General features: G+C 71.9%; 25 protein-coding genes and 1 pseudogene. 15 read left to right on the plus strand and 11 right to left on the minus strand.

Annotated elements, in window-relative coordinates:
- Positions 1 to 240: 240 nt before the first annotated feature.
- Positions 241 to 984: a M50 family metallopeptidase gene (locus IT780_RS07090; protein ID WP_199510575.1), complete on the plus strand. Its 744-nt coding sequence runs from the start codon at positions 241 to 243 to the stop codon at positions 982 to 984.
- Positions 985 to 1,049: 65 nt separating this feature from the next.
- Positions 1,050 to 1,706 (plus strand): M50 family metallopeptidase, encoded by a 657-nt coding sequence (locus IT780_RS07095; RefSeq protein ID WP_199510576.1) that lies wholly within the window; start codon positions 1,050 to 1,052, stop codon positions 1,704 to 1,706.
- A gap of 107 nt (positions 1,707 to 1,813) precedes the next feature.
- Here IT780_RS07095 and IT780_RS07100 read toward each other — a convergent pair whose 3' ends face one another.
- Positions 1,814 to 3,538 carry an acyl-CoA carboxylase subunit beta gene (locus IT780_RS07100; protein ID WP_233412279.1) on the minus strand — a complete coding sequence of 575 codons (1,725 nt, stop codon included), beginning with the start codon at positions 3,536 to 3,538 and terminating at the stop codon, positions 1,814 to 1,816.
- Positions 3,539 to 4,835: 1,297 nt separating this feature from the next.
- Between IT780_RS07100 and IT780_RS07105 the strand changes: the two genes are divergently transcribed.
- The 3 genes from IT780_RS07105 to IT780_RS07115 all read left to right on the plus strand — a co-directional run bounded on the left by IT780_RS07105 (position 4,836) and on the right by IT780_RS07115 (position 8,019).
- Complete coding sequence (locus tag IT780_RS07105) at positions 4,836 to 6,467, plus strand: hypothetical protein (RefSeq protein WP_199510578.1); 1,632 nt, start codon at positions 4,836 to 4,838, stop codon at positions 6,465 to 6,467.
- A 69-nt stretch (positions 6,468 to 6,536) separates the two neighbouring features.
- A complete protein-coding gene (locus IT780_RS07110) occupies positions 6,537 to 7,406 on the plus strand; it encodes a biotin--[acetyl-CoA-carboxylase] ligase (RefSeq protein ID WP_199510579.1) in 870 nt (289 codons plus the stop codon).
- 4 nt (positions 7,407 to 7,410) lie between these two features.
- Positions 7,411 to 8,019 (plus strand): PH domain-containing protein, encoded by a 609-nt coding sequence (locus IT780_RS07115; RefSeq protein WP_199510580.1) that lies wholly within the window; start codon positions 7,411 to 7,413, stop codon positions 8,017 to 8,019.
- Here IT780_RS07115 and IT780_RS07120 read toward each other — a convergent pair.
- The 3 genes from IT780_RS07120 to IT780_RS07130 all read right to left on the minus strand — a co-directional run bounded on the left by IT780_RS07120 (position 7,946) and on the right by IT780_RS07130 (position 9,955).
- Positions 7,946 to 8,509, minus strand: coding sequence for a GtrA family protein (locus IT780_RS07120; RefSeq protein WP_199510581.1), 564 nt, complete (start codon positions 8,507 to 8,509; stop codon positions 7,946 to 7,948). The genes IT780_RS07115 and IT780_RS07120 overlap by 74 nt on opposite strands.
- A 62-nt stretch (positions 8,510 to 8,571) precedes the next feature.
- On the minus strand, positions 8,572 to 9,165 hold the full coding sequence (locus IT780_RS07125; protein WP_199510582.1) for a GtrA family protein: 594 nt from the start codon (positions 9,163 to 9,165) through the stop codon (positions 8,572 to 8,574).
- A gap of 25 nt (positions 9,166 to 9,190) precedes the next feature.
- Positions 9,191 to 9,955, minus strand: a complete 765-nt coding sequence (locus IT780_RS07130) for a sigma-70 family RNA polymerase sigma factor (protein ID WP_199510583.1) — start codon at positions 9,953 to 9,955, stop codon at positions 9,191 to 9,193.
- Between the two features lie 296 nt (positions 9,956 to 10,251).
- Here IT780_RS07130 and IT780_RS07135 point away from each other — a divergent pair, with 296 nt between their 5' ends.
- Genes IT780_RS07135 through IT780_RS07150 form a run of 4 tightly spaced genes read left to right on the plus strand, consistent with a single transcriptional unit; the run spans position 10,252 to position 14,887 of the window.
- Positions 10,252 to 12,057, plus strand: coding sequence for a phosphoenolpyruvate carboxykinase (GTP) (locus tag IT780_RS07135; RefSeq protein WP_199510584.1), 1,806 nt, complete (start codon positions 10,252 to 10,254; stop codon positions 12,055 to 12,057).
- A gap of 55 nt (positions 12,058 to 12,112) precedes the next feature.
- Positions 12,113 to 12,970: a hypothetical protein gene (locus IT780_RS07140; protein WP_307831076.1), complete on the plus strand. Its 858-nt coding sequence runs from the start codon at positions 12,113 to 12,115 to the stop codon at positions 12,968 to 12,970.
- The gene (locus IT780_RS07145; RefSeq protein ID WP_199510585.1) at positions 12,967 to 14,085 is read left to right on the plus strand and encodes an NAD(P)/FAD-dependent oxidoreductase; all 1,119 of its coding nucleotides are present in this window, start codon (positions 12,967 to 12,969) and stop codon (positions 14,083 to 14,085) included. The genes IT780_RS07140 and IT780_RS07145 overlap by 4 nt, the downstream gene beginning before the upstream one ends.
- Before the next feature lie 31 nt (positions 14,086 to 14,116).
- Positions 14,117 to 14,887 (plus strand): isoprenyl transferase, encoded by a 771-nt coding sequence (locus IT780_RS07150; RefSeq protein WP_199510586.1) that lies wholly within the window; start codon positions 14,117 to 14,119, stop codon positions 14,885 to 14,887.
- 31 nt (positions 14,888 to 14,918) lie between these two features.
- On the opposite strand, the pseudogene IT780_RS41660 reads toward IT780_RS07150, so the two are convergent.
- A pseudogene (locus IT780_RS41660) lies at positions 14,919 to 15,689 on the minus strand (EamA family transporter); the annotation flags it as partial.
- A 68-nt stretch (positions 15,690 to 15,757) separates the two neighbouring features.
- Between IT780_RS41660 and IT780_RS07160 the strand changes: the two are divergent.
- Positions 15,758 to 16,657 carry a LysR family transcriptional regulator gene (locus IT780_RS07160; RefSeq protein ID WP_199510587.1) on the plus strand — a complete coding sequence of 300 codons (900 nt, stop codon included), beginning with the start codon at positions 15,758 to 15,760 and terminating at the stop codon, positions 16,655 to 16,657.
- Here the strand turns inward: IT780_RS07160 and otsB are convergent.
- Positions 16,601 to 17,383 (minus strand): trehalose-phosphatase, encoded by a 783-nt coding sequence (gene otsB, locus IT780_RS07165; protein WP_233412280.1) that lies wholly within the window; start codon positions 17,381 to 17,383, stop codon positions 16,601 to 16,603. The two genes, IT780_RS07160 and otsB, sit on opposite strands and share 57 nt — an antisense overlap.
- A gap of 319 nt (positions 17,384 to 17,702) precedes the next feature.
- On the opposite strand from otsB, the gene phoH2 reads away from it, so the two are divergent.
- The 4 genes from phoH2 (at position 17,703) to IT780_RS07185 (ending at position 21,810) form a co-directional block, all read left to right on the plus strand.
- On the plus strand, positions 17,703 to 19,118 hold the full coding sequence (gene phoH2 / locus IT780_RS07170) for an RNA 5'-3' helicase PhoH2 (protein WP_199510589.1): 1,416 nt from the start codon (positions 17,703 to 17,705) through the stop codon (positions 19,116 to 19,118).
- 383 nt (positions 19,119 to 19,501) lie between these two features.
- Entirely contained in the window at positions 19,502 to 20,221 is a 720-nt protein-coding gene (locus tag IT780_RS07175; RefSeq protein ID WP_199510590.1) for an aggregation-promoting factor C-terminal-like domain-containing protein, read from the plus strand.
- A gap of 80 nt (positions 20,222 to 20,301) precedes the next feature.
- Positions 20,302 to 21,087, plus strand: a complete 786-nt coding sequence (locus IT780_RS07180) for a S1 family peptidase (RefSeq protein ID WP_199510591.1) — start codon at positions 20,302 to 20,304, stop codon at positions 21,085 to 21,087.
- Positions 21,088 to 21,147: 60 nt separating this feature from the next.
- Complete coding sequence (locus IT780_RS07185) at positions 21,148 to 21,810, plus strand: rhomboid family intramembrane serine protease (RefSeq protein WP_199510592.1); 663 nt, start codon at positions 21,148 to 21,150, stop codon at positions 21,808 to 21,810.
- A gap of 13 nt (positions 21,811 to 21,823) precedes the next feature.
- On the opposite strand, the gene IT780_RS07190 is transcribed toward IT780_RS07185, so the two are convergent.
- From IT780_RS07190 to glpX, 3 genes are read right to left on the minus strand one after another with little or no spacing between them, the layout of a single operon-like run.
- On the minus strand, positions 21,824 to 22,264 hold the full coding sequence (locus tag IT780_RS07190) for a hypothetical protein (protein WP_199510593.1): 441 nt from the start codon (positions 22,262 to 22,264) through the stop codon (positions 21,824 to 21,826).
- An 8-nt stretch (positions 22,265 to 22,272) separates the two neighbouring features.
- Positions 22,273 to 23,241, minus strand: a complete 969-nt coding sequence (locus IT780_RS07195; RefSeq protein WP_199510594.1) for a DMT family transporter — start codon at positions 23,239 to 23,241, stop codon at positions 22,273 to 22,275.
- Complete coding sequence (glpX, locus tag IT780_RS07200) at positions 23,238 to 24,275, minus strand: class II fructose-bisphosphatase (RefSeq protein ID WP_199510595.1); 1,038 nt, start codon at positions 24,273 to 24,275, stop codon at positions 23,238 to 23,240. Before glpX ends, IT780_RS07195 begins: the two co-directional genes overlap by 4 nt.
- Before the next feature lie 99 nt (positions 24,276 to 24,374).
- On the opposite strand from glpX, the gene IT780_RS07205 reads away from it, so the two are divergent.
- Positions 24,375 to 24,917 (plus strand): DUF4245 domain-containing protein, encoded by a 543-nt coding sequence (locus IT780_RS07205; protein ID WP_307831077.1) that lies wholly within the window; start codon positions 24,375 to 24,377, stop codon positions 24,915 to 24,917.
- Positions 24,918 to 24,920: 3 nt separating this feature from the next.
- Here IT780_RS07205 and IT780_RS07210 read toward each other — a convergent pair whose 3' ends face one another.
- Both IT780_RS07210 and xseA read right to left on the minus strand, forming a co-directional pair.
- Entirely contained in the window at positions 24,921 to 25,124 is a 204-nt protein-coding gene (locus IT780_RS07210) for an exodeoxyribonuclease VII small subunit (RefSeq protein WP_199510597.1), read from the minus strand.
- Complete coding sequence (gene xseA, locus IT780_RS07215) at positions 25,121 to 26,344, minus strand: exodeoxyribonuclease VII large subunit (RefSeq protein WP_199510598.1); 1,224 nt, start codon at positions 26,342 to 26,344, stop codon at positions 25,121 to 25,123. The genes IT780_RS07210 and xseA overlap by 4 nt, the downstream gene beginning before the upstream one ends.
- Positions 26,345 to 26,347: the final 3 nt, after the last annotated feature.

Consider the following 26,347-nt stretch of genomic DNA (forward strand, 5'->3'; position numbering starts at 1 on the left):
GAGAGCACCGCGCTCTGCGCAAGACGGCCGCCGACCGTGAGCGAGCCGCGCTCTGCGCAAGACGGCCGCGGACCGTGAGCGGGCCCGCCCTGCGCGAGACGGCCCGTGGCGTGAGGAAGCCGTGCGTGGAGAGCCAGCGCAGCCTCAGGAGCGGAGACCCGCGCCGCGCGATGTCGTGCTCGGCTGATTCACAGGTTGCTGTGCGGCTGTACCGGCGTTGATCCGCTACGCTCGCGGGCTGTGGCGATCGACTCGGTGACTGACGTGTGGGACACCCTGCTCAGCGCCCAACCTGACCCTCCCCGGACGCTCGTGCTGGTCACCGCGGTGATCGCGCTTGCGGTTGTGGCTTTTCGGCCGGTGTGGCGGATCGCCCGGAATGCGATCACCATCGCGCACGAAGGTGGTCATGCCCTGGCCGCGCTGCTCACCGGGCGTAAGTTGCGGGGCATCCGCCTCGAGTTCGACACGTCGGGGCTGACGTTGTCGGCCGGGCGGCCGACCGGGCCGGGCATGATCTTCACGCTGCTTGCCGGGTACGTCGCCCCGTCGCTGATCGGGCTCGCGGGCGCATGGCTGCTCGGCGGGAACCGGATCACGTTGCTGCTGTGGGTGGCCGTCGTGCTGCTGCTGCTCATGCTCATCAACATCCGCAATGTTTTCGGTGTGGTGTCCGTCCTGGTCACCGGCGTGATCGTCTTCGCCGTGTCGTGGTCGGCGTCGCCGCAGGTGCAGTCGCTGTTCGCGTACGTGGGGGTGTGGTTCCTGCTGATCGGTGGGGTCCGCCCGGTGTTCGAGCTGCAGTCGCTGCGCAGCCGGGGGCGGATGCCCGAGTCGGATGCGGATCAGCTGGCCGGGCTCACCCACGTACCGGCGCTGTTCTGGGTCGGCCTTTTCCTGATCGTCGACGTCGCGGCGCTGGTGATCGGCACGTTCCTGCTGGCCGGGCAGTGGTTGCCGGACCTGGCCACTTCGAGTAGCTGAACGGCAACACTTTGAGTATGCCGCGGTGATGCGCGTCACCCGAGGTGGTCGATAGCTTCCACCGCATGGCTGCTGACCTGGGCATGGCCTGGAGTACCGGCGTCGTGGCATTCGTCGCGGCCGTGCCGCTGTGGCGGTACACGACGAACGCGATCACCATCGCGCACGAGGGCGGTCACGCCATCTTCGGCTGGTTGTTCGGCTCGGCCGTGAAGCACGTCAAGATCTTCCACGCCGGCGCAGGCGAGATGCTCCCCGGCGCCGAGAACTGGCTGTCGCGGTTCATGTCGCTGGTCGCCGGCTACCTGGGGCCGTCCATCTTCGGCTTCGGCGGCGTACAACTGCTCATCCACGACGCCGACCCACGATCGGTGCTGTTCCTCAGCCTCTTGTTCCTCGCCGGCGTACTGATCATGACGCGAAACCTGTTCGGCGTCTTCGTCATCCTCTCCGTCGGCACGATGCTGTGGGTGGTCGCGATGCGGTCGACGGAGTCGGTGCAGCTCGTCTTCTCGCACGTCTGGGTGTGGTTCCTGCTGATGGGCGGCGCGCGGCAGGTGCCGGAGCTGTTCTGGTCGATGCACACCGACCCGATGACCGACGCGGGCCTGCTGCAGAAGCACACGCTGATCGGCGACGTGGTGTGGCTGTTCGTCTTCTGGCTCCTTTCGCTGGGCGCACTGGTCTACGGGGGCGCCCTCCTCCTGCGCCACGGCGCGTGAGGCTCAGCGTGCTTCCCTGACGCGCTGACCTCTTTCGCGGCCCGACGGGGGTGTGAGGGCCGGCGCGACTCTCTGCCGCGTCGGTGACGCCTTGAGGCGGCGGCTTCTCAGAGCGGGATGTTGCCGTGCTTCTTCGGGGGGAGCGTCTCGCGTTTGGTGCGCAGCGTACGCAGGGCGCGGGTCACCTGGTTGCGCGTGTGGGACGGGGCGATCACCGCGTCCACATAGCCCCGTTCCGCCGCAATGTATGGGTTGGCGAGCGTGTCCTCGTACTCCTGGATGAGCTCGGCGCGCCGGGCGGCCGGGTCCTCCGCCGACGCCAGCTCCCCGCGGTAGAGGATGTTGACCGCGCCCTGGGCACCCATGACCGCGATCTGGGCCGTCGGCCACGCGAAGTTCATGTCGGCCCCGAGGTGCTTCGAGCCCATGACGTCGTACGCACCGCCGTACGCCTTGCGGGTGATGACCGTGACCTTGGGCACCGTGGCTTCGGCGTACGCGTAGATGAGCTTGGCCCCGCGCCGGATGATGCCGTCCCATTCCTGATCCGTGCCGGGCAGGAAGCCGGGCACGTCGACGAACGTGAGCACCGGGATGTTGAACGCGTCGCAGGTCCGCACGAAGCGTGCCGCCTTCTCGGACGCGGCGATGTCGAGCGTGCCGGCGAAGTGCATGGGCTGGTTGGCGACCACGCCGACCGGGCGGCCCTCGACGCGGCCGAAGCCGACCACGATGTTCTGCGCGTAGAGCGGCTGCACCTCGAGGAAGTCCTCCACGACCGCCTCGATGACCGCGTGGATGTCGTAGGGCTGGTTCGCCGAGTCCGGGATCAGCGTGTCGAGCGCGAGGTCCGCTTCGCTCGGGTCGAGGTCCGCCGGAGCGTCGAAGGCGGTCGGTTCGTCCAGGTTGTTGCTCGGAAGGTACGACAGCAGCGCCCGCACGTAGTCGATCGCGTCCTCCTCGTCGCTCGCGAGGTAGTGCGCGTTGCCGCTGCGGCTGTTGTGCGTGCGCGCGCCGCCGAGCTCCTCCATGCCCACGTCCTCGCCGGTGACCGTACGGATGACGTCCGGCCCGGTGATGAACATGTGCGACGTCTGGTCGACCATGACCGTGAAGTCCGTGATCGCGGGGGAGTACACGGCACCGCCCGCGCACGGGCCCATGATCAGCGAGATCTGCGGGATGACGCCACTCGCCCGTACGTTGCGGAAGAAGATGTCGGCGTAGAGGCCGAGCGCGACGACGCCCTCCTGGATGCGCGCGCCGCCGGAGTCGTTGATGCCGATGATCGGGCAGCCGATCTTCATGGCCAGGTCGAGGACCTTGACGATCTTCTCGCCGAAGACCTCGCCGAGGGAGCCGCCGAACACTGTGAAGTCCTGGGAGAAGACGCACACCTGGCGGCCGTCGATGGTGCCGTGGCCGGTGACGACTCCGTCGCCGTACGGCCGGTTGCGGTCCAGGCCGAAGTTCGTCGAGCGGTGCCGGGCCAGCTCGTCGAGCTCCACGAATGAACCCTCGTCGAGCAGCATCTCGATGCGCTCCCGTGCCGTCTTCTTGCCGCGGGAGTGCTGCTTCTCGACGGCACGCTCGGAGCCGGCGTGCACCGCCTCGTCCGTGCGCCGGGCGAGGTCGGCGAGCTTGCCGGCCGTCGTGTGGATGTCGGACCGTTGCACGTCCTGCTGAGTCGTCACTGTCCTGCGCCTCCACTCGCCCGCGGACGATCGCTGTCCTCGGTGCGCTGTCCCATGACCCGCGTTTGTGTGCGGGCTGTGTCTCTGCCGTCCGGCGCGGCACGGGCCTGTCGTGCCATGCCGGGTGATCGTATCCATCGGCGTGGGCTCTCGGCGGGTGTGCGGCCCGGGCTGTGGATAACGCGGCTGCGGCGACACCGGGGCTGTGGATAACGGGGAGGCTGCGGGTTCGGGTCTGCCAAGGTGGCGGCATGAGAAACGCCTTCAACACACGGCCACGGTCCGGGCGACGTCGAACCGGGTGCGTTTCGTTCCTAATGCACCATTCGTTACAACCCCCGTGACGACATGGATGACCCCCGTCGGCGTGGCGTTGATCGTCGGTGGCATCGCGACGCTCATCGTCTTCCGCCACGTGCTGTTCGCCGGCGGTCGTGAGAACGGCGCGAACGAACACGGCGCCAACCCCGGCAAGCGGGCTGCCCGCCGTGCCCGCTCGACCTCGCGCGCCGGCGGGCGCCGCGGTAGCGGCAGTGGGTCCAGTAGCCGCGGTCGCGGCAGGGACAGTGGCAGCAGCAGCGCTCGCGGCAGCATCGGTGGCGATAGCGGTGCTCACGGCGGCAGCGACGGTGCTCACGGCAGCGACGGCGCTCACGGCCGCGACAGTGGCGCGTCCGTCGGTGGCGGTCGCACTAGCGCCCGAGGCGGCGACGGTGGACGCGGCAGCGTGGCCCGTCGCCGTAATGCCGACGCCGAGGTGGCGATTCCCGCTGGTACCGGCCCTGCAGCACCGGTCGGCACCGCTGGTCCAGGGGCAGAGCGCAGCGGCGCTTCGCGGACGACGCGAAGCGATGCCGCGCGGATGGCTCGCAGCGATGCCCCAGGCAGTGCCCGGAGCGATGCCCCGCGGACACTCCGCAGCGCCGCCCCGGGGGCAGCGCGGAGCGAAGCGTCGCGGACAGCCCGCATTGATGACTCGGCGGCGGTGACGCGCCGCATCGATTTAGTGCCGGGCCGCAGCGGCAGTTCTGTGTCGCGCAACGCCGTTCCGGGCCAGCCGGCAGCGGTACCGCCCGTGCCTGGACCGCGCGACTCCCGTCGCTTCTGGCCGGTCGCCTCGCCCGACGGCATGGCTGCCGATCGAGCGGCGGGGAAGCCGGCCCACCAGGCAGTCGCAGGTGAGGACGTGGAGCTCGGCCGCCGCGGCGTCGCAGAGCTGGAGCAAGGGCCGGGCAGCCGGCGGAGCACCGCCGAGCCGGAGCTCGGGTCGGCGGATGAGCCTGCGGTGACCCAGCCAGCTCCCACCGAGACGCCGGCCGGCGCGGAAACGCCTGGTCGCCCGAGCATGACAGACCGGCCCGGCGCGACGGACCGGCCCCACGCGACGGACCGGTCCGGCACGACAAACCGGCCCGGCATGACGGAAACCGCCGGCATGACAGACCGGTCCAGCATCACGGACCGGCCCAGCATCACGGACCGGCCCAGCACCACGGACCGGCTCGGCATGGCGGACCGGCCCGGCGTCATGGACCGGCCCAGCGTCACGGACCGGCCCAGCATCACGGACCGGCCCGGCGTGGCGGACCGTGTGGATGCGCCGGGCGGTGAGGAAGCCGCGGCTGAGCGGGACGCCGGCCCCGAGCAGGCCCGCTTCGAGCTGCGCCGCCTGCTGTCGGTGGAGCCCGCCGACGGCGACCCCGCCGGCCCGGCGGACGTGCGCCTGGTCGATCTTCACGCCCGCCCGGGTGGGGACCCCGAGCTCGATGTGGATCTCGGCCTGGAGGAGGGGTACGACGTCGAGGCGGGTGTGGCGGCGGACCCGTACGAGGACCCGTACGAGCCGGACGGCGATGACGAGGACTGGCTGGCCGACGAGGACGTCCGGCTGGCCGACCTCCCCGTGGGTACGCACCCGTTCGGCTCCGAGCGAGCTGATCTCGAGGAGCCGGCGCTGACCGAGGCCGACGCCGGGGAGCCCGTACGCCGGCCATGGGCGACCCGCCCCGACCGCCGCTACGGGGACCGGGTGGAGGGCTGGGTCCGCCCGGAGTACCGCGACGAGCCCGTCACCGGTGACTACTGGACGCCGATCCCGGACGCCGGGTACGGCTGGCCCGTGCCGGTCGAGCGCATCCCCGCTGTTCCGCCGTACCCGCCGGCCTCGGGGTTCGACCCGTTGCCGGAGGGGGAGTCGGAGCCGACCGCGGTCGTGCCGCAGTGGCCGCCGGTCCGCCCCGATGACCACGTCGGGCCGCCCCGCGCCTGGTCGCAGGGCGAGCGTCCGACCGGTCGGCGCTTCCCGACGTCGCTCGACGCCCCCAGCCGACGCCGGAACGCCGCAGCGAAAGAACGGGACGCGGCAGCAAGGGACGCTGCGGTCAGGGACGCTGCGGCCAGGGACGTGGCAGCCAAAGAGGCAGCGGCCAGGGATGCAGTGCTCGGAGAAAGAGAGGGAACTCCGGGAGAAACAGCAGAAGCGATCGCGGGGACAGAAGGGGCGCCCGTAGGAAGCGAAGGGACCGCCGCGGCAAGAGAGCGGGCCGCCGCGGAGAGAGAGCACCACACCACAGAAGGCCGAGGAAGAGCGGGAAGGAAGCGGAACGAAGGCTGGAGCGCCCAGCCCCGGTACGCCGCTGAGAGCGACCGCCAGCCCCGCAACCGCAACCCCTGGAACCGAGCCGACCAGCCGGAACGCCGCCGCTGGCGTGACGACGACCGTGACGCCACCACACCCGACAACCGGTACGCGGGCCGGGAGGAGAGCGTCGAAGGGCCGGTCTGGACCGTTCCCGACCTTCCCGAGGCCGAGCTGCCCGACCTCACCTGGCCGGGTACGGAGGTGCCCGGGGCCCGGCGCCGGCGGTCGCCGGTCATGGCCCAGCGCCCACGGAATCTGGCCGGCGAGCCCACCCAGAGCCTGCCCGCGGTCACCGACGACCGGGAGGGTGTGCAGCCGCAGTCCCGCGCGCGACCGCGCCCCCGGCCCCGCCCGCGCCCGGAGGCCGCGCCCCCGGACCAGCGCAGCACCGTCTACGTGAGCAAGCACGCAGCCGACCCCGGCTGAGGCGGGGCCGAACAACGGAAGACCGCGCTGCGGCCCAAGGCCGACGCACGGGCGCTCTAGGCTAGGACGATGGCCTCTTCGCCGTACGCCGACCTGGACCGTCCCCCGCTGGCCACCCGGGCCCTGCAACGCGCTCTCGTCGTCCCCGGCGGTCTCTGGCGGCAGCTCGACGTCGTCACCGAGACGGGCTCCACCAACGCCGACGTGATCGCTTCCGCCCGGGACGGCTCCCGCGAAGGGCTCGTCCTGGTCGCTGAGCAGCAGGTGGCCGGCCGGGGGCGGCGGGAGCGTCAGTGGGTGTCGCCTCCGCGGGCTGGGCTCACGCTGAGTGTTCTCCTGCGGCCCGGGGCCGCTGAGCCGGAGCGGGGCTGGGCGCCCGCGCCGCAGCGGGCGTGGGGGTGGTTGCCGTTGCTGGCCGGGGTGGCGTTGATGGAGGCCGTGCAGCGCGTCACCGAGCTGGATGCCGGTCTCAAGTGGCCGAATGATCTGGTCGTGAACGATCAGGAGGGTGCGCCGGGCAAGGCCGCCGGCATTCTGGCCGAGGCGGCGGAGGATGCCGTGGTGGTCGGGATCGGTCTCAACGTGAGCACGCGGGCCGCCGAGTTGCCGGCCACCACCGGGCTGCCGGCGACGTCGTTGCAGCTGGCCGGCGGGAAGGCCGCCGACCGGGATCCGTTGCTGCGGGCGTTGCTGCGTGGCTTCGAGCGGTGGTACGCCGGTTGGCGCGAGACGGGGGGCGACGCCGAGCTGTGCGGGCTGCTGGGGGCGTACCGGCGGGGTTGCCTCACGATCGGGCGCGAGGTGCGGGTGCTGCTGCCCGGCGGTGGGGAGATCGCGGGAGTGGCGACCACCGTGGACGGTGCCGGCCAGCTCATGGTCCGTACGGCGGACGGTGCCGAGCGTGGCGTCTCGGCGGGGGACGTCGTGCACGTACGCTGAGCCCGTGGCTTTCCCGGACGACGTGCTGACCGACGAGGAGGAGGTCGTCCTCCACCTGCATCCGCATGCCAAGGCGGCGGTGCGCCCGACCCTGGTGCTGCTGGTCTGCCTGGCGGCGGTGATCGTGGTGTGGGTGATGCTCCCGACGACCACCGGTGGCCTGATCGGCGTGTGTGTGGTCGGGGCGATCGCCCTGTTCATGGGCGTGACCCGGGGGGTGTGGCCGCTGCTGGTGTGGCGGACCACCCATTACGTCTTCACCGACGAGCGGATCCTGTTGCAGGACGGCGTGGTCGCCCGGCAGCGGCGGGATCTGCCGCTCAACCGCATCAACGATCACCTGACGCAGCAGGGCCTGCTGGACCGGGTGCTCGGGTGCGGCACGCTGACCGTCGACTCGATCGGGGAGCAGTCGGCGGTGCTGGCCTCGGTGCCGCACGTTCAGCAGGTGCAGACGACGCTCTACGAGCTCATCGAGACCGACCGGGAGCTGCGCCCGGAGGATGACGACGATGACGACGAGCCGGAGCCGTCGCTGGTCAGACCGCGCGGCGCTGGGCGTCGATCTCCTTGGCGATCTCCTCGTCCAGGCGGCCCTCCGCCTCGGCGCTGAGCTCGGCCAGGCCGGCGGTGACGTCGAGTTCCGCCATCGCGGCCTCGTGACCGTCGACCGGCGGCTTCAGGAAGACGAAGGTCCGGTACGCCCAGAAGCGGAAGATCGTGGCGATCACGATGCCGAGCAGGGTGACGCCCATGAACAGCACGGCGTCCTTCTCCTCGGTGAGGCCGAAGCCGTACTTGCCGATGCCGACCGCGCCCGACTGGATGACCATGCCGACCAGGTTGAACCCGAAGAACAGCGTGTACTCGCGCCGCAGGGCGGTGCGGGTGTGGTGCCGGTAGGTCCAGAACCGGTTGGCGATGTAGGCCAGCGTGGTCGTGACGACGGTGGCGACGACACTCGCCTTCACGGCGCCGATGGGCAGGAGTGCCCAGGTGATGGCCATGTAGAGCAGGGTGTTCGCTGCGCCGATCACGCCGAACGCCAGGGCCTCGGGGGCGAGGTGGCGCAGGCGTTCCGCCAGCGGGCGGGCTGAAGGCATTGGACAACCTTAAGGGGGGAGGGGCGGGGACGACGGACTCAGCGGGTCGGCTGAAACCCTCGTCACATCCGCGGGACGGCGCGTGGCGCCGGCGGCTCGGTGGACTGCGGTGCGGCCGTGCCGGACGGCGGTGCCGGTGTCTCCGGGCCCGTCGGGGCCGCCGGGTCCGGGACGATCGGGTCGCCGAACACGAAGCGGCGGTACGACCAGAAGCGGAACAGGGCGCCCACGGCGGTGCCGACCAGCTGCCCGGAGATGTTGTCCGCGAGCGGGCTCTGGAACTCGGGCCAGATCGAGCCGAGGCCGTAGTGGCTGATCGCCAGGCAGGCCAGCCCGATGCCCAGGCCGATGCCGTTGAGCAGGAAGAACATCGTGTACTGCCGCGCCATGTTGCGGTGGTCGCGGTGCCGCCAGGTCCAGAACCGGTTGCCGGCGAAGGCCACCGTGGTCGCCACGACGGTGGAGATCGTCTTGGCGAGCAGCGACTCCAGGCCGCTCTGCAGCAGCACGTTGAAGATCACGAGGTCGATCGTGAACGCGACCGCCCCGACCGTGCCGAACTTGCTGAGTTCGCGCACGAGTGCTCCGAAGCGTGCCCGCAGAGCGGGCAGTATGTCGGCAACGGGCACGGATCCGAGCGTACCGGCGCCCGTCACCCCCCGCTGTGTTCGTGAGCGAGTCTTAACCGGGCGGCCCGGCCGGGTTGCGCTGCCGGTACGGACGGTGACGCGGCTGGTCGATCTCGGTCACCTCGGCGAGCCGGGCGCGGCATTCGGCGCACCAGGCGAGGTGGGTGTCGAGCCGGGCGGAGTCCCGTGGGGCGAGCCGCCCGCGCACCCGGCCGCCCAGCCGTTCCCCGGCCCACCGGCACTCCGGCGGGTCGGCGGCTCCGACATGCTGCTGGAGGTAGAGGCGGCGCAGACCCTCGCGGGCCCGGTGGGCGAGCACGGCGACGGCGTTGGGGGTGAGCCCCAGCTGCGGCGCGACCTCGGCCGGGCTGGCCCCCTCGATCTCGGTACGCCACAGCACGTCACGCCAGCGGTCGGGCAGGGCGCGGAAGGCCCGGGCGGCGTACGTGCGCTCGAGGCGGTCGAGCGCCGGGTCGCGGAACGGCTCGCCGGCGTCGTACCGGCTCAGGTCGTCGGTGAACTCGAGGCGGCGGTCACGGCGTGCCCGGTGGTAGCAGACGTGACGCAGCGTGGTGTGCAGGTAGGCGCGGAACGACACCAGCGGCCCGCGCCCGGCGCGCAGGGTGGCGAAGACCTTGGCGAACGTCTCGGCGACGAGGTCGTCCGCGTCGGCGTGATCCGTGACGAGCCCGTACGCGAGGTTCCGGGCGGCGGTGCGGTGACGCTCGTAGAGCACGCCGTACGCGGCGGTGTCGCCGGCGCGTACGGCCGCCAGCAGCTCCTCGTCGGCATCGGCCTCGCCCGCCGGGGTCGTCATTCCTGCCTCCAGAGCCGGGAGTGAGAGGAAAGCCCGAGTGTGGACAAGCTTAGGACGCTTTGTCCTTTTTGTGAAACGATCGCGGGCCGTGCTCATGGGAGCGCTCTCTGCGCACACGTGCACCGTCCGGCGAAGGATCGATCGTCTATGAGCACAAACGCCGAGGATTGTGCGGTTGTCCACAGGCTTCACCGATGAACTGAACGTTCGCTCGGCTTACGCTGACGTGACTCCCGTGACAAGGGCCGGACTGCCGGCCGGATGCGTCACAGGTCAAGCCGACCGAAGGGATTCACATGTCACTGCCCCCTACCTCCCACGCCCGCCTACTCAGCTGGGTCGAGGAGGTCGCCGCCCTCACCACCCCGGACCGGGTCGTGTGGTGCGACGGCTCCGACGAGGAATGGACCAGGCTCACCGACGCGCTCGTCGAGGCCGGGTCGCTCGTCCGCCTCGACCCCGGGCGCCGGCCCAACTCGTTCTGGGCGCGTACGGATCCCGGGGATGTCGCCCGGGTCGAGGAACGCACCTTCATCTGCTCGGTCGATCCCGCCGACGCCGGTCCCACCAACAACTGGACGGCGCCGGCGGAGATGAAGGCGACGATGACGGAGCTGTACCGCGGCTGCATGCGCGGACGCACCATGTACGTCGTCCCGTTCTGCATGGGCCCGCTCGACTCGCCCCACCCGATGTTCGGCGTGGAGCTCACCGACAGCGCGTACGTCGTGGCCTCGATGCGGATCATGACCCGGATGGGCGCCAGGGTGCTCGAGGCGATGGGCACCGACGCCGACTTCGTGCCCGCGCTGCACTCGGTCGGCGCGCCGCTCGAGCCGGGACAGGCCGACGTCGCCTGGCCGTGCAACGAGACCAAGTACATCTCGCACTTCCCGGAGACCCGGGAGATCTGGTCCTACGGCTCCGGGTACGGCGGCAACTCGCTGCTCGGCAAGAAGTGCTACGCCCTGCGGATCGCCAGCGTGGCGGCCCGCGACGAGGGCTGGCTCGCCGAGCACATGCTGATCATGAAGCTGACCTCGCCGGAGGGGCAGGTCCGGTACATCGCCGGCGCGTTCCCGTCGGCCTGCGGCAAGACCAACCTGGCGATGCTCGAGCCGACGCTGCCCGGCTGGAAGGTCGAGACCGTCGGCGACGACATCGCCTGGATGCGCTTCGGCGAGGACGGCCGGCTGTGGGCCACCAACCCGGAGTACGGCCTGTTCGGCGTCGCACCCGGCACCGACCAGCGGACGAACCCCAACGCCATGCGTACGCTCGCCCGCGGCAACTCGATCTTCACCAACGTGGCGCTGACCGACGACGGCGACGTCTGGTGGGAGGGCATGGGCGAGCCGCCCGCGCACCTCACCGACTGGCGGGGCCACGACTGGACGCCGGACTCGGACGGCCCGTCCAGCCACCCGAACAGCCGCTTCTGCACGCCCATCAACCAGTGCCCGATCCTGGCACCGGAGTACGACGACCCGCGCGGCGTACCGATCGACGCGATCCTGTTCGGCGGCCGCCGCAAGACGACCGTGCCGCTGGTCACCGAGGCCCGCGACTGGGTGCACGGCGTCTACTTCGGCGCGACGCTGTCGTCGGAGACCACCGCCGCGGCGGTCGGCCAGGTCGGCGTCGTGCGCCGCGACCCGATGGCGATGCTGCCGTTCATCGGCTACCACGCCGGTGACTACTTCAACCACTGGATCGAGATGGGCAAGGCCGCGTCGGGCGACGCGAGCAAGCTGCCGAAGGTCTTCTACGTCAACTGGTTCCGCCGCGGCGAGGACGGCCGGTTCCTGTGGCCCGGCTTCGGCGAGAACTCGCGCGTGCTCAAGTGGATCGTCGAGCGGCTCGACGGCAAGGGAGAGGCTGTCGAGACGCCGATCGGGCACGTACCGACCGCGGACGCGCTGGACCTGACCGGTCTGGACGTCGACCGCAAGGACATCGAGGCGGTGCTCGCCGTCGACGCCGACGAGTGGCTGGCCGAGATCCCGCAGGTCGAGGAGTGGTTCGCCAAGTTCGGCGACAAGCTGCCGGCCGTGCTGTGGTCGGAGCTGGACGCGCTCAAGTCCCGCCTCAACGCCGCGTGACGACCCGCGCCCGCCTCGCGTTCGAGGCGGGCGCGGCCTGGGTACCTTCGCACCCGTGACCGTCGACGACCGCAAGCCGCGCGTGGTCCGCGCGCTCACCTGGCTGCTGGTCGCGACGGCGGCGGCCACGGCGGGGGTCGAGCTCCTCAATTTCTGGTACGCGCCCGAGCACGGTTACGGGCTCGCAGTCCGGACCGGCTGGGCGCTGCTGCGTACGCTCGGCTGGCTGATCCTGATCTGGCACGTGCGCCGCGGTCGCGCGGGCGCCCGGCCCATCGGTCTGATCCTGGCCGTCACCACCATCTTCGCCGTCGGGCGGCTCATCGTGCCCCGCTCCGGCACCCCGCCGCTTCCCGGCGTCCTCGGTTTCGCCGCCCTGACCCTCCTCTGCATCACGGTGGTGGTGCTGCTGTACCGGCACCCGACCGTGCAGGACCACCTCGTCCGGCACCCGAAGAAGCTGGTCGTCACCGGTAAGGGCCTCGAGTGGCGGGAGTCGGTGCCGAAGCGCCCGCCGCTGGCCGCCTGGGCCCTGACCGCCCGGGTCGCCGCCTTCACGTACAGCCCGCTCATGCTCGTACCCGCGCTGATCTCCGTAGGTGAGCTGGGCCGCCGGCCGCAGTGGCTGCTCGCGGTGGGTTTCTGGTTCGTGGCCGGGTTCGCGGTGAGCTACGCGGTGGGCCTGACGACCCTCTTCCTCATGCGCGGCAAGACGTGGGCGCGACGGTTGCTGCTCTGGGTGACGCTCGGCGTGCTCGTCGTCGACCTGCCGCTCTGTTATCTCCTCCTCGGCACCGATGGGCTCGTGCGCGACGGTGCCCCGCTGGTCGCCGCCGCCCTCCTGGTCTGCTACTCGCTGTGGCGGGTGTCGCGGCTGCCGGCCGACCCCGTGCCGGCGGCGGCCGCCGCGTGAGCCACGACGTCGCGATCGTCGGCGCGGGTCCCGCCGGCTCCGCCGCGGCGCTCGCGGCCCGGCGCGCCGGCGCCTCCGTGCTGCTGCTCGACCGCGCCGAGTTCCCCCGGGACAAGCCGTGCGGGGACGGCATCGCCGCGGAAACCCTCGACGTCCTCGCGGACCTGGGCGTCACCGCGGTCACCGACGGCTATCCGCCGGTCGAGCGGCTGCGCCTGGTCGCACCGGGCGGCATCGAGGTCGCGCGGCCCCTGCCGCGCCCGGCCCACACCGTGCCGCGCAAGGTCTTCGACGCGCGCCTGGTCGAGGCGGCCCGGGCCGCCGGTGCGGACTTCGAGCGGCACACCGTACGGACGATCCGCCGCGACGGTGACACCGTCGTGCTGGACGACCGCCTCAGGGCACGCGTGGTCATCGGCGCGGACGGGGCCGGCTCGGTCGTCCGGCGCCGGCTCGGGCATCCCGTGAACCCCGCCGGCCATCTCGCCATCGCGATCCGTGGGTACGCCCCGGCGACCGGCGACGAACAGCTGATCAGGACCACGCGGCAGCGCTGGCCGGCGTACGCGTGGTCGTTCCCGCTCGGCGACGGCACGGCCAACGTCGGGTACGGCGAGGTGCTGCGCGGGACGCCGCTGACGAAGGCGTACCTGATGGAGCGTCTGGCCGATCTCCTGCCCGGCGGCGAACCGGCCGGACTGCGCGCCCACCACCTGCCGTTGTCCACCCACCGCCCGGCACCCGCCCGCGGTCCGGTGCTGCTCGCCGGTGACGCCCTGTCGCTTATCAACCCGTTCACCGGCGAGGGCATCTTCTATGCGGTCCTCTCCGGCGCGCTGGCCGGAGCGGCGGCGGCCGGCGGGCCGGAGACGGCGGCGCGGCACTACACCGCGGCGCTCAGGGCCCGGCTCGGCCGGCATCTGCGGCACTCCCGGGTGGCCTCGCTGCTGACCCGGCGGCCCAAGGTGGTCGACGCCGCGGTCGAGGCGGCGCGCCGGGATGCCACGGTTTTCGACCGGATGGTGGACCTGGGCCTCGCTGACGGGGTTTTCGACCTTCGCACGATCGGACGCATCGCGGGTGGTTTGGCCCGGATCGCCGCATCGCCCTCTTGAGCCGCGGCCCGGGCTCGATAGGCTGGGCGCGATGACTCTGCGGTCCCTGGTCTACTCGCTGTACGAACGACGGCTCGCCGGCAAGCTCGCCGGCAAGCCGATACCGCAGCATGTCGGGGTCATGTGCGACGGCAACCGGCGCTGGGCCCGCGAGATGGGCTACGTCGACCCCAACGACGGCCACCGGGTCGGCGCCGCCCGCGTCAAGGAGCTGCTGACCTGGTGCGACCAGGCCGGCATCAAGCACGTCACGCTCTACCTGCTGGCCACCGACAACCTGCGCCGTCCCGCGGGCGAGCTGGACCCGCTGCTCACCATCATCGAGGACCTCGCCACCGAGCTGGCCGAGGACGGCAACCCGTGGCGGCTGCGCATCGTCGGCGCCCTGGACGTGCTGCCCGCCGGCACGGCCACCACCCTCAAGGCCGCGCAGGAGAAGACCCGGGAGCGCAGCGACGGCGTCGAGGTCAACCTGGCGGTCGGCTACGGCGGCCGCCGCGAGATCACCGACGCGGTCCGTTCCCTGCTGCACGAGCACGCCGCGGCCGGGCGCACCCTCGAGGAGCTCGCCGAGATCCTCGACGTGGAACACATCGCCGAGCACCTCTACACCCGCGGCCAGCCCGACCCGGACCTGGTCATCCGCACGAGCGGGGAGCAGCGGCTGTCCGGCTTCCTGCTGTGGCAGTCGGCGCACTCGGAGTTCTACTTCCACGACGCCAACTGGCCCGACTTCCGCCGGACGGACTTCCTGCGGGCTTTGCGGTCGTATGCGAACCGCCAGCGCCGCTACGGCGCCTGAGGTTGTTCGCGGCCAGCACCCCGATCACCACGGCGATCCCGGCCCACTCGTGCCCGCGCAGCTCCTGGCCGAGCAGCACCAGGCCGGCGAGCGCGGCCAGCACCGGGTGCACGCTCATGAACATGCCGAACACCCGCGGCGGGACGGTCCGGAGAGCGATCAGATCCGCGGCGTACGGCACAGCGCTCAGCACCCCCGCGACGGCCGCGTAACCGAGCGCGGTCTCCAGCGACAGCGTGAGGGCGACCGGCAGATAACCCAGCGCCGACACCGACGTGGCCACCGCGAGACCCTCCACGCCCGGGAGCCGCGCCCCCACCACCCGATTGAGCAGGATGTACGCGGCCCAGCACCCCGCCGCGAGCAGCGCGCAGGCGATCCCCGGGTAGTCGCTCGCCGGGCCGGGCAGTACGAGCACGTAGACGCCCGCCGCGGCGGCAAGGGCGCACAGCAGGTCGAAGCGCGTACGCGACCCGAGCAGCGCGACCGTGAGCGGCCCGAGCACCTCCAGCGTGACGGCCAGCCCGAGGCCGATCCGGTCGACCGCCTCGTACAGGCTGAGGTTCATCACCGCGAACACCCCGGCGAGGCAGAGCACCGGCCACCACTGCGGCCACGTGAAGCGGCGTACGTCCGGCCGGGCCACCGGGAGCAGCAGGGCGGCGGCGACGAGCTGGCGCACCGCGACCACCCCGGCCGGTCCCAGAGCGTCGAAGGCGTGCGCGCCGGCCGCCGCGCCGACTTGGTTGCCGGTGGCGCTGCCGAGCATCGTGGCGACACCAGTGAGCTGGGACGATTTCATGACCCGACCCTCACGCCGCGGGCACCGGAAGAGAAATGCGCCGGCCGGGGGACTTATACGCTCAACGCATGGAAGTACGGCAGCTCCGCGCGCTGGTCGCCGTCGTGGACGCCGGCACGTTCACCGACGCGGCCGCGGTGCTCGGCGTCTCGCAGGCATCCGTGTCGCGTTCCATCGCCGCCCTCGAGCGGGAGATGGGCGTACGGCTCCTGCACCGCACCACCCGGCACGTGGCGCTGACCCCGGTCGGCGAACGCGTCCTCGCCCAGTCCCGGCGGGTGCTGCAGGAGATGGCCCACCTCGCGCAGATCGCCGCCGAGCGCAACGAGGTACGCGTCGGCTACGCGTGGGCGGCGCTGGGCAGGCACACCCGGCGGCTGCAGAAGGCGTGGGCCGCGGCGCATCCCGGCGTACCGCTGGTATTCGTGCAGGTCAACGACGCCACCGCGGGGCTGAGCGACGGGGCGGCCGACGTCGCCGTCATCCGGCGCCCACTGGCGGACGCCCGCTTCGCCGCCGCGGAGATCGGCCATGAGGCCCGCTTCGCCGCCGTGGCGACGGACAGTTCGCTGGCGCGCCGGCGCACGCTGGGCATCGAGGACCTGGCCCGCTACACCGTCGCCATCGACCCCCGGACCGGTACGACGACCCTCGACCTGTTCCCGCCGGAGGCCCGTCCGCGCGCGGTCCGGCAGACACTCGCGGTCGACGAATGGCTGAATCTGATCGCGGCCGGGCAGGCGGTGGGCGTCACCGCCGAGGCCACGGCGAACCAGTATCCGCGCCCAGGCGTCGCCTACCGGGCGCTGCGGCACGTCCCGCCGGTCACCGTCCGGCTGGCATGGTGGCGCGAGGATCCGCCGCCCTACCTGGAGGAACTGGTGGAGTCCGCGCGCCGCCTGTGGAAAGGCTCAGCGGTCGAACGCGGGGAGCGCGTCGGCGAGGAAACGGGCGACCGCCTCGGGTGACTCCAGCGTCAGGTCGGCCGCGCTGGAGACGTCGGCGCCGGTCTCCGGGTTGGCCACGGCCACGCACATGCCGAAGAAGCCGGGGTCGACCGCCTCGCGGGCGCGCAGCGCGTCGAACGCCTTGATGTCGGACATGTCGTCGCCGAAATACCAGGCGCAGCCGGCGTTCAGCACGCCCTCGCTGATCACCATGCCCTTGTCCTGGTCGACCGGGGGCTTGAGCTCGACCACCATGCGGCCGCCCTGCACGCGCAGCCCGAGGCGCTCGGCCTGCTCGTGACCCCAGCGCTCCACCTGCGGCGCGAGCTGCGGCGCGGTGCGGTAGTGCAGGGCCACCGAGAGCCGCTTGTATTCCACGAGGATGGCCTCGGGCAGCTCGGACCTGGCGCGCTCGGCCAGGTCGGCCATCGCCGGGACCCAGGGCAGCGCGGCCGGCTCGGTGACCACGTCGCCGTCGTGCCACACCTCGAGGCCGTACAGCCCGTAGAGGTCGACGTGCTCCAGCGAGTCGAAGCGGGAGCGCAGGAAGCTCACCGGGCGGGCCGACACGATGGCCACCCGGGCCACCTTGGCCGCGAGCTGCTCCAGCACGCCGAGGACGGACGGGACCGGCTGGGAGGCGTCGGGGTCGTCCGTGACGGGGGACAGCACGCCGTCGAAGTCGAAGAAGAAGGTGGTGTCCTTCGCCCGCGAGGCGGTGAACTCCAAAGCCTCCGCGGCCGTCAACGGATGCGAAGGACGGAGCGGGTGCGTGGGACGCGCGTTCTCAAACGGGGACTCAGGCACAAAGCCCAGCCTACCTGGCGTACGGCCCATTGCACGTCCACGGAACGTCGCCGAATTGGCGTATCTCGCGGGTACTACCGAAGGTGGCTCTTGACCGCTAGCGTTCTAGTCATGGCACGGGGTTTTCCCGAGCCATCCGGCCGGCCCGGACCTGCGACGAGTACGCCACGGGGCCAGCATCCCGACCCCGTGCAAGCGACGGGCGCCGGACATGGCGGACCGCGGGCGGACCGGGTTGCACGCCCGCTGGAGCAGGCCTGTGACATCTCGCCGTACTGACGCCGGGGCCGTGCACACCGACCCGGCCGCCAAAGTCTCCAGCAGCCGCGCCACCTCGGGACGCCGCCCGTCCCGGGACCGGCACGCCGACGCGGAGCCCGCTCCAGCCGGACGGGTCTTCGTGCTGGACACCTCGGTCCTGCTGTCCGATCCGGCGGCGTTCCGCCGGTTCACCGACCACGAGGTGGTCATCCCGCTCGTGGTGATCTCCGAACTGGAGGGCAAGCGCCACCATCCCGAGCTCGGCTGGTTCGCCCGGCAGTCGCTGCGCATGCTCGACGAGCTGCGGATCAAGCACGGCCGGCTCGACCAGCCCTTGCTCTGCAACGACGAGGGCGGCACGCTGCGCGTCGAGCTCAACCACGCCGACCAGAGCGTGCTGCCGCACGGCTTCCGCAACGACTCCAACGACACCCGGATCCTGTCCGTGGCTCTCGGGCTCAGCGCGGAGGGGCGTGCCGTCACTCTCGTCAGCAAGGACATGCCGCTGCGCGTCAAGGCCGCCTCGGTAGGCCTCACCGCCGACGAGTACCGGCACGGCCAGGCCAGCGACCCCACGTGGACCGGCATGGCCGACCTCAGCCTCGACGAGGACGAGGTCAACCGCCTGTACCAGGGTGACGAGCTGGAGGTTGAGGACGCCGAGCACCTGCCCTGCCACACCGGTCTGGTGATCCACTCGTCGCGCGGCTCGGCGCTGGGCCGGATGACGCCGGACAAGACGGTGAAGCTCGTCCGCGGCGACCGGGAGGCGTTCGGCCTGCGCGGCCGCTCGGCGGAGCAGCGGGTGGCCCTGGACCTGCTGCTCGACGAGTCGATCGGCATCGTCTCGCTCGGCGGCAAGGCCGGTACGGGCAAGTCCGCTCTGGCGCTCGCCGCAGGCCTCGAGGCGACGATGGAGCGCAGCCGGCACAAGAAGGTGGTCGTCTTCCGCCCCCTGTACGCCGTCGGCGGCCAGGAGCTCGGCTATCTGCCGGGCAGCGAGTCGGAGAAGATGTCGCCCTGGGCGCAGGCCGTCTTCGACACGCTCGGCGCGGTGGTGCACGCGAACGTCGTGGAGGAGGTCCTGGCGCGCGGGATGCTCGAGGTCCTGCCGCTGACCCACATCCGCGGCCGCAGCCTGCACGACTCCTTCGTGATCGTGGACGAGGCGCAGTCCCTCGAGCGGAACGTGCTGCTGACGGTGCTGTCGCGCATCGGGCAGGGCTCGCGCGTGGTGCTCACCCACGACGTGGCGCAGCGCGACAACCTGCGGGTGGGCCGGCACGACGGCGTGACGGCGGTGATCGAGGCGCTCAAGGGCCACCCGATCTTCGCGCATGTCACCCTGACGAGGTCCGAGCGTTCGCCCATCGCGGAGGTCGTCACCGATCTGCTGGAGGAGATCCCGCTCTGACCCGGTGTCACCGTGAGGCGGGGATCCGGCCGGATCCCCGCCTCACCCCATGCTTGGGGTCGATTACGGATTGTCACTCGGCCTATACCGGGAGAGTGAAGCGAATAGGCGAGGTTCGCCCGCTTCAGTGCCGGAAAATCCTGTGATTCGCTTCACAGGTTGGCGTTGCCATTTCACATCCACTTCACCGTGAGCCATGGTGGCTGGCGAGCATCATTCGCGTGGCCCGCCCGGCCGCACATCGACCGGGGGCACTCGCGGGACCGGCGCACCAGGCCGGTCCGCGCGGCCCGAGGGGCCGGATGCTCGCGGTGTGAGCCGCCGCCGGGCTGCAAGCCGGCGGTGCCGCCCCGCGTCATTGCCCCCTACGAAGGGAAATCTTCGTGAATCGGCTCTGGAGCCGGGTCGGAATCCGTGCGGCCTCCGTCGGCCTGCTCGTCGCAGGCGTCATCGGCGGGGTCTACCTCGGACAGGACCGGGAAGTCCAGGCGCGGAGCGCCACTGCCACCTCCCAGGTCAAGCTCGTCGACTCCCGTGCGGAGGTCGAGGAGATCCAGTACCTCAAGGAGCGGCAGGCCCAGCACGCGGCGGCGCGCGCGTACCGGCGCAAGGCCGAGGGCGCGGCAGCCTCCGAGGCCATGGCCCAGGCCAAGGCCGCCGCCGGCAAGGCGCGCACGAAGGCGCAGGAGGCGATCGAGAAGGAGGCGGCCGAGAAGGCCGCCAAGGCGGAGAAGAGCGGCTCCGGCAGCTCCGGCGGCTCGGTCGCCTACACCGGGCCGATCCCCGACTCCTGCAACGAGTACAGCGGCACCCGGGAGACCGGCTGCGCGCTGATGATCGACGCGGGCTTCGGCATCGACCAGTTCCCCTGCCTCGACAAGCTGTGGAAGCGCGAGAGCGGCTGGAACCCGAAGGCCTCCAACCCCAGCTCCGGCGCGTACGGCATCCCGCAGGCGCTGCCCGGCAGCAAGATGGGCACGGTCGCCGACGACTGGCGTACCAACGCGGCGACCCAGATCAAGTGGGGCCTCGGCTACATCGAGGGCCGGTACGACACCCCCTGCGGTGCCTGGGCGCACTCCGAGAGCACCGGCTGGTACTGAGCCACACCCGTTCGGGCAAAGGGGTACGTGCTTCGGCGCGTACCCCTTTCCTCTGTCCCCGGCAGTGATCAAATGTCCGCATGGTCCGGAAAGTCGCATCGCTGGTCGTGCTCGGAATCCTCGCCTCCGTCCTGACCGCGAGCCAGATGGCCGCCAGCGCCCAGGACGGCTCCCCGCCGGTACGTGAGGTGGTCGGGGGCTCCCTCGCCGCGGAAGGCCAGTTCCCGTGGATGGTGCGGCTCTCGATGGGCTGCGGCGGCGCGCTGACCGCCCCGCGCGTGGTCCTCACCGCCGGGCACTGCGTCAACGGCACCGGGCCCGACGACAGCATCGGCGTCATCGCCGGGGTGACCAACCTCAAGTCCCCGAAGGCCCTGACCGCTCGATCCGTCTCGGTGGTCCGCGCCGCGGGCTTCCACGGCGAGGTCAGCGGCGACGACTGGGCGCTCATCCGGCTCGACCACGCGCTGGACCTCCCGACCCTCGAACTCGCCCACGGCGGCGACGAGAAAGGGTCGCGGACCATCCTGGGGTGGGGACAGACCAGCGAGCAGTCGATGCGCCAGGAGAAGCGGCTCCGGTACGCCACCGTGCCGGTCGTCTCCGACCACGACTGCGCGAAGGCGTACCGGGGCGTCGGCGTCCAGCTCGTCGAGGACGAATCGATCTGCGCGGGCAGGCCGGGCGTCGACACCTGCCAGGGCGACTCCGGCGGGCCGATGGTGCGCCGCTCCGGGGACCGGTGGGTGCAGGTCGGCATCGTGAGCTGGGGGCTGGGCTGCGCCCGCAAGGGCTACCCCGGCGTCTACACCCAGGTGTCCGCGTTCCGGCCGGCCATCCGTACGGCCACCCGCAAACTCAGCTGACCGTGCCCGATCCACCACCCGCAGTTGGCGACCGTGGCGCCGATCGGTAACCATCGAGACATGAGCTATCCGGGTGCGCAGGACGACACGTCGGCCAAGTTCGGCACCGAGGCCTTCTTCGCCTCCATCGGCCGGGCCTTCGTCGCCATGTGCGCCGTCATCCCGGTGCTGTTCCTCATCGAGGCCATCGACCGCGGCCTCGGCCCCGGCAGCCTCGACGTCGCCGGCGGCATCATCCCGCGCCGCATCGACGGCCTCGACGGCGTGCTGTTCAGCCCGTTCCTGCACGCCGGCTGGGACCACCTGTACGGCAACAGCGTCCCGCTCATCCTCGTCGGCACGTTCGCGCTGGCCGGAGGCACCCGCCGGTTCCTCTGGTCGACCCTGGTCATCGTCCTGGTCAGCGGCTTCGGCGTCTGGCTCGTCGGCGACCCCAGCAGCGTGGTGGTCGGCGCGAGCGGCGTGATCTTCGGCTACCTCGGCCTGCTCTTCGCCCGCGGCTTCGTCGAGCGCAGCTGGTGGAACCTCGGGGTGGCGGCCTTCATCGGGCTCCTCTACTGGTACCAGATCTACAACGTGCTTCCCACCGACCAGCCCATCTCCTGGCAGGGCCACCTGCTCGGCCTGCTCGGCGGCGTCATCGCGGCGATCGCCTTCCGCCGCCGGCGGCCGCGGCCCCTGCCGGCCCTCTACGGCCCGGACGCCACCCTCACCGACATCTGACGCGGCTCAGCGCTCAGGTCGCCGGTCTGAGCGGAAGGCTCCGAGCCGTCTCGATGACCAGGTCGAACCACTGCTCCTGCGGCGTTTTCGCGCCCTGGTCGGTTCGGTACGGCTGCACGTGGCCGTCCGCCTTCTCGGGGACCCAGCGCTCGGGGTGGTCCAGAATGTCGTCGATGTCCCGGGCCGCCAGGTCCTCGCCGTGGACCAGGCGACTCCGCCATTCCGCCGGGGCGACGTCCCATCCGGCGGGCGGGTCGCGGAAGGAGAAGCCGATCCAGCCGGCGCGATGCCACAGCGTCAGCACTGCCGCGCACGTCGAGGCCGGCCAGGGGCCGTGATTCACCACCGCGCCGGCGCCCACGAGATCGCGCGAGCCGTGCGGGATCTCGTGCAGCGGCGCCTCCTCCCGGACCAGGATCGCCATCTGCGAGACGAAGTCGGCGAGATCGTCCATGCCGAGGACTATCCGCGGCGGCGGGCGGGCAGGACCGCGACGCCCACCGCGACCAGCGTCAGGGCCGCGCCCAGGATCGTGTTCCAGCCCGGGCGGCCCGCGTCGCCCGGGACGATCTCGTCGACCAGCAGCGCGCCCGTCACCTGGCCGGCGATCATGCTCAGGCCGAGCAGGAGGACGCCCGTGTAACGGACCACCGTGGCGCCCACCGCGATGAAGACGATGCCCATCGTGCCGCCGACGTACAGCCACCAGGGGCCGTGCGGCAGGTGGCCCGGGGTGCCGCGGACCAGCACGGAGATCGCGTACGCGAGGACGAGGACCGCCGTACCCGTCAGGAAGTTGATCAGGCCCGCCACCATCGCGCTGTTCGCGACGATGCGGACGTGGCCGTTCACGGCCTGCTGCCAGGCGATGCCCAGGCCCGCGAGCAGGGGCAGGATCGCCAGGACCAGCGCGCCCGAATGGCCGATGCGGTCCGCCACCGAGATCACCACCGCCGCCACCGTGAGGACCGCGCCGGCCAGCCGGGGGGTGGTGACCGGCTGCGGGCCGCCGGGGCCGGTGCCCGCGCGGTCCACCATCAGGCTGCTCGACGACTGGCCCGCAACCACCGCCACGATGAAGACCGCCACGCCGAGCGTCGGCACCGTGAGCCCTTGCGTGGCGACGAGGAAGCCACCGCACACGCCGCCGACGCACTGCAGGAGACGGATCCGGCGGTCGCGCAGGCCCGCGCGCAGGGAGCGCAGCCCGGCCCGGCCCGACGGCAGCGCCGGTACGAGCACGATGAGCACGAGCAGGCCCGAGCCGAACGAGATCAGCGCGGCGCCGATCGGGTCGTCGAGGCGTACGGCCAGCTCGCCGTTGATCCGCGACTGCACGGCCAGCGCGACGCCCGCGAGGACCGCGAGCGCTACGCCGACCGCGCGCCGCGTGGCTGTCACGGCCGGCAGCGACGTGCCGGTCTGGGTCATTCGCGCACCGAGGGCCAGACCGTGGGCAGGTGCCCGTCGAAGTCCACCGCCGAATACTGCTTCAGCTTCTCCAGCCGGTGGTACGAGTCGATGACCCGGATCGTGCCGCTCTTGGAGCGCATCACGATCGACTGCGTGTGCGCCCCGCCGGCCCGGTACCGTACGCCCTTGAGCAGGTCGCCCGAGGTCACGCCGGTCGCGACGAAGAAGCAGTTGTCGCCGGTGACCAGGTCGTCGGTGGTGAGCACCCGGTCGAGGTCGTGCCCGCCGGCCCGCGCCTTCTCGCGTTCGGCGTCGTCCAGCGGCCACAGCTTCGCCTGGATCTCGCCGCCGAGGCACTTCAGCGCGCACGCGGCGGTGATGCCCTCCGGCGTGCCGCCGATGCCCATCAGCACGTCGACGTCGGACTCGGTGCGGGCGGCCGAGATGGCGCCCGCGATGTCGCCGTCGGAGATGAAACGGATGTTCGCGCCGGCCGCGCGTACCTCCTCGACCAGGGCCTGGTGCCGCGGCCGGTCCAGGATGCACACCGTGACGTCGGAGACGTCGGAACGCTTCGCCTTGGCGATGCGGCGCAGGTTCTCGGTCGCCCCGGCGTTGATGTCGATCACGTCGGCGCAGTCCGGGCCGACCGCGATCTTCTCCATGTAGAACACCGCGCTGGGGTCGAACATGGCGCCGCGCTCCGCGACGGCCAGCACCGACACCGCGCCGGGCATGCCCTTGCTCATCAGCGTCGTGCCGTCGATCGGGTCGACGGCCACGTCGACCTCCGGACCGGTCCCGTCGCCGACCTGCTCACCGTTGAAGAGCATCGGCGCCTCGTCCTTCTCACCCTCGCCGATGACGACCACGCCGCGCATCTGGATCGAGTTGATGAGCTTGCGCATGGCGTCCACGGCGGCGCCGTCGCCGCCGTTCTTGTCGCCGCGGCCCACCCACCGGCCGGCGGCCATCGCGGCGGCCTCGGTGACGCGGACGAGATCGAGGGCGATGTTGCGGTCGAGATCCTGGGGGTTGGCGGCAGCGGGCATGAGAGGGCCTCCTCGCGACGGTGCGGGGTGTGGTCGTCCGATCCTCACACGGCGGCCCGCGCGAAGTCCCGCGTCCGCGACATGGTTAACAATGGTGGGGTGTCCAGCCCCGAGACCCCCGCCATCGGCAAGCGTGAAGAGCGCCGGCCGCGGGACATGGCGTTGTCCCTCGCCGTCCTGCTCGTCCCGATCGCGCTGCTGCTGCTCTTCTACCGGCTGGTGCTCGGCGGCGACGAGCCGATCGGCATGGACCCCGAGCCCACGCTGCAGCAGGCCCGGTCGGCCGCGGTCTTCCCGGTGAGCGCCCCGCAGGGCCTCGGCGACGACTGGCACGTGCAGAGCGCCACGTTCAAGCGCGACGACGACGGCGCCACGCTGCGGCTCGGCTACGTCGACCCGGACAAGAAGCCGATCCAGCTCATCGAGAGCAGCGTCGCGCCCACCACCATCGTCCCGGCCGAGCTCGGCGACAAGCCGCGCGAGCCGGTGGGCACGTTCCGCGACGAGGCACGGACCTGGCAACGGTACGAGGGCCGCCCCGGCGAGAACGCGCTCGTGCTGCGGGAGAGCGGCCGTACGGTCATCGTGCTCGGCCCGGCCTCGTCCCAGCACCTCGAGACGCTGGCCGGCGCCCTGCCCTGACCCCTATTGCTCGGGGCGCGCGGCGCGGGCGGTCTCGATGCGGTCCCGGGCGCCGTCCAGCCACTTCTGGCAGACGTCGGCCAGCTTCTCGCCGCGTTCCCACAGCGCCAGCGACTCCTCCAGCGAGGCGCCGCCCTGCTCCAGCTTCTCGACGACCGTGGCGAGCTCGCCCCGCGCCTGCTCGTAGCTCAGTGTCTCGTCGCTCATCTGTTCTCCCGTACCTCCGTGCTCAGCTCACCGTCGGCCAGCCGTACGCGTAGAACGTCCCCCGCGGCGACCTCGTCCGCGGCCCGCACCACGTGCCCGTCGGCGCGCTGCACGATCGCGTAGCCCCGCTCGAGGGTCGCCTTGGGCGACAGCGCCCGCAGTCGCGCGAGGGTGTGCCGCAAATCGTCGTCGGCCCGGCGCACCCGGTGCTCGAGGCTGCGCGTGGCGCGGTCGCGCAGCCCGCTGACCTCGGCGGCGCGCTGCTCGACGAAGGTCTCCGGCCGGGCCAGCGACGGCCGGGACCGGAAGGCCTCCAGCCGGTGCGCCTCGCGGTCCACCAGCGCCAGCACCGCCCGGTCGAGGCGCCGCCGGGCCTGCCCGATCAGCTGCCGCTCCTCGCCGAGGTCCGGCACGATCCGCTTCGCCGCGTCGGTCGGCGTGGACGCGCGCAGGTCGGCGACGTAGTCCAGCAGCGGCGCGTCGGTCTCGTGGCCGATCGCGCTGACCACGGGCGTACGGCAGCCGAACACCGCCCGGCACAGCGCCTCGTCGGAGAAGGGCAGCAGGTCCTCGACGCTGCCACCGCCGCGCGCGATCACGATGACGTCGACCGTGTCGTCGTTCTCCAGCACCTTGAGCGCGTCGATGATCTGTGGCACCGCGGTCGGGCCCTGCACCGGCACGTTGATCACCCGGAAGTCGACGCCCGGCCAGCGGCGGCGGGTGTTCATCAGCACGTCCCGTTCGGCCGCCGAGGCCCGGCCGGTGATCAACCCGATCCGCTGCGGCAGGAACGGCAGGCGGCGCTTGCGCTCCCGGGCGAACAGGCCCTCGGCCGCGAGCAGCTTCTTCAGCCGTTCGAGGCGGGCCAGCAGCTCACCGAGGCCGACCTGGCGGATCTCGTCGGCGCGCAGGCTCAGCGAGCCACGGGCCGGGTAGAACTCCGGCTTGGCGTGCAGGGTGACCCGGGCGCCCTCGCTCAGCTCCGGTGCGCCGGCGTCGAGCACGTCGCGGTGAGCGGTGACGGTGAGGCTCAGGTCGGCCGACGGGTCGCGCAGGGTCAGGAACACCACGCTCGCGCCGGGCCGGCGACTGATCTGGGCGACCTGCCCGTCGACCCACACCCAGCCGAGCTTGGCGACCCACGCGCCGAGCTTCTGGCTCACGACGCGTACGGGCCACGGCTCGTCGGCGCTGGACTTGGGCTCCGGCTGGGTCACCCG

Source organism: Nucisporomicrobium flavum, from assembly GCF_016464385.1.
In the GTDB taxonomy this organism is placed as follows: Bacteria; Actinomycetota; Actinomycetes; order Mycobacteriales; family Micromonosporaceae; genus Actinoplanes; species Actinoplanes flavus_A.

What these genes read in the sequence shown, in the direction of transcription:
- IT780_RS07095 (WP_199510576.1), top strand. Translation starts at nt 1,050, where the DNA reads ATGGCTGCTGACCTGGGCATGGCCTGGAGTACCGGCGTCGTGGCATTC.
- IT780_RS07100 (WP_233412279.1), bottom strand. Translation starts at nt 3,538, where the DNA reads ATGGATACGATCACCCGGCATGGCACGACAGGCCCGTGCCGCGCCGGA.
- IT780_RS07105 (WP_199510578.1), top strand. Translation starts at nt 4,836, where the DNA reads ATGACAGACCGGTCCAGCATCACGGACCGGCCCAGCATCACGGACCGG.
- IT780_RS07110 (WP_199510579.1), top strand. Translation starts at nt 6,537, where the DNA reads ATGGCCTCTTCGCCGTACGCCGACCTGGACCGTCCCCCGCTGGCCACC.
- IT780_RS07120 (WP_199510581.1), bottom strand. Translation starts at nt 8,509, where the DNA reads ATGCCTTCAGCCCGCCCGCTGGCGGAACGCCTGCGCCACCTCGCCCCC.
- IT780_RS07130 (WP_199510583.1), bottom strand. Translation starts at nt 9,955, where the DNA reads ATGACGACCCCGGCGGGCGAGGCCGATGCCGACGAGGAGCTGCTGGCG.
- IT780_RS07135 (WP_199510584.1), top strand. Translation starts at nt 10,252, where the DNA reads ATGTCACTGCCCCCTACCTCCCACGCCCGCCTACTCAGCTGGGTCGAG.
- IT780_RS07150 (WP_199510586.1), top strand. Translation starts at nt 14,117, where the DNA reads ATGACTCTGCGGTCCCTGGTCTACTCGCTGTACGAACGACGGCTCGCC.
- IT780_RS07160 (WP_199510587.1), top strand. Translation starts at nt 15,758, where the DNA reads ATGGAAGTACGGCAGCTCCGCGCGCTGGTCGCCGTCGTGGACGCCGGC.
- IT780_RS07180 (WP_199510591.1), top strand. Translation starts at nt 20,302, where the DNA reads ATGGTCCGGAAAGTCGCATCGCTGGTCGTGCTCGGAATCCTCGCCTCC.
- IT780_RS07185 (WP_199510592.1), top strand. Translation starts at nt 21,148, where the DNA reads ATGAGCTATCCGGGTGCGCAGGACGACACGTCGGCCAAGTTCGGCACC.
- IT780_RS07190 (WP_199510593.1), bottom strand. Translation starts at nt 22,264, where the DNA reads ATGGACGATCTCGCCGACTTCGTCTCGCAGATGGCGATCCTGGTCCGG.
- IT780_RS07195 (WP_199510594.1), bottom strand. Translation starts at nt 23,241, where the DNA reads ATGACCCAGACCGGCACGTCGCTGCCGGCCGTGACAGCCACGCGGCGC.
- glpX (WP_199510595.1), bottom strand. Translation starts at nt 24,275, where the DNA reads ATGCCCGCTGCCGCCAACCCCCAGGATCTCGACCGCAACATCGCCCTC.
- IT780_RS07210 (WP_199510597.1), bottom strand. Translation starts at nt 25,124, where the DNA reads ATGAGCGACGAGACACTGAGCTACGAGCAGGCGCGGGGCGAGCTCGCC.